The organism is Rothia sp. 27098_8_161 (genome assembly GCF_041432905.1).
In the GTDB taxonomy this organism is placed as follows: Bacteria; Actinomycetota; Actinomycetes; order Actinomycetales; family Micrococcaceae; genus Rothia.
The window spans coordinates 1-1,207 of record NZ_JAPWAL010000054.1; the positions used below are offsets into that span (position 1 = coordinate 1).

Annotated in this window: 3 protein-coding genes; all 3 read right to left on the reverse strand. The window is 55.1% G+C overall.

Features of this window, described 5'->3' with window-relative positions; genetic code table 11:
• Window positions 1–4: 4 nt before the first annotated feature.
• The 3 genes from rpsM to infA all read right to left on the reverse strand — a co-directional run bounded on the left by rpsM (window position 5) and on the right by infA (window position 1,013).
• Window positions 5–373, reverse strand: coding sequence for a 30S ribosomal protein S13 (gene rpsM / locus O3648_RS08310; protein ID WP_005505026.1), 369 nt, complete (start codon window positions 371–373; stop codon window positions 5–7).
• Between the two features lie 180 nt (window positions 374–553).
• Window positions 554–667 (reverse strand): 50S ribosomal protein L36, encoded by a 114-nt coding sequence (gene rpmJ, locus O3648_RS08315; RefSeq protein WP_004005257.1) that lies wholly within the window; start codon window positions 665–667, stop codon window positions 554–556.
• Between the two features lie 124 nt (window positions 668–791).
• Entirely contained in the window at window positions 792–1,013 is a 222-nt protein-coding gene (infA, locus tag O3648_RS08320; RefSeq protein WP_005505018.1) for a translation initiation factor IF-1, read from the reverse strand.
• Window positions 1,014–1,207 lie beyond the last annotated feature (194 nt).

Below are 1,207 nucleotides of genomic sequence, written 5' to 3' on the forward strand. Positions count from 1 at the left end.
TTGCTTACTTCTTCTTACCTGCGACGGTACGCTTCGGGCCCTTGCGGGTACGTGCGTTAGTCTTGGTGCGCTGACCGTGAACCGGCAGGCCGCGGCGGTGGCGCAGGCCCTGGTAGGAACCGATTTCAACCTTACGGCGGATGTCAGCTGCAACCTCGCGGCGAAGATCACCTTCAACCTTGTAGTTGCCTTCGATGAAGTCACGAAGTGCCACGAGCTCCTGGTCGGTCAGGTCCTTGACGCGGGTGTCAGGGTTGACGCCGGTAGCAGCGAGGGTTTCATGTGCACGGGTCTTGCCCACGCCGTAGATGTAAGTGAGAGCAACTTCCACGCGCTTTTCGCGGGGAATATCAACTCCAGCGAGACGTGCCATACTGGCTTCTCCTTGTTGTTTTCCAGAGGTCTATAGCATCACTGCCCGAGTTGTTCTGCCTCGGTCCCCGGCCTCTGAGTCCGGAGGTATCCGAAGGCGCCTTTTTGGGCGTTGCTTCGGAGCGGTGCCTATGACAATTCCGCCCTCTGTTGAGGCGGTTACAAAGTCAGCTACTAGGGATTAGCCCTGGCGCTGCTTGTGGCGCGGGTTTTCGCAGATCACCATGACCACACCGTGACGGCGGATCACTTTGCACTTATCGCAGATCGGCTTAACGCTCGGCTTGACCTTCATCGCATTCCTTTTGATTGCAACTTGATTACTGGCGAGATAAGAGGTTCCCTCACTTACGTTGGGGAACTGCGTTATCCCTTTGAACACGATTTAAACGCCGCCAAAGGCGACGTTTATCTCGGGTTTACTTGTAACGGTAGACGATACGACCTCGGGAAAGGTCGTAGGGGCTCAGTTCCACTACTACTCGGTCCTCAGGCAGGATGCGAATGTAGTGCTGACGCATCTTGCCCGAGATGTGTGCGAGAACCTTGTGGCCGTTATCCAGCTCAACACGGAACATCGCGTTGGGCAGAGCTTCAACCACAGAGCCTTCAATCTCGATGACGCCGTCTTTCTTAGCCATATCCTCCGCTAACGTCGGTGCCCGTCGCAGGTGCGGCGGGCAAATGTATCTTCTGTCTGTGAGCTCACCGCGGTGAGGTGCTAGGGCGTTTTAAGGTGCACTTAACACTGGCACAAACAACCAACTCTTAACTCTACGGCAAAGAGCGGGGAAAAACAACCGTGATTTTTATGACATCAGGCACTTAAGGTTTA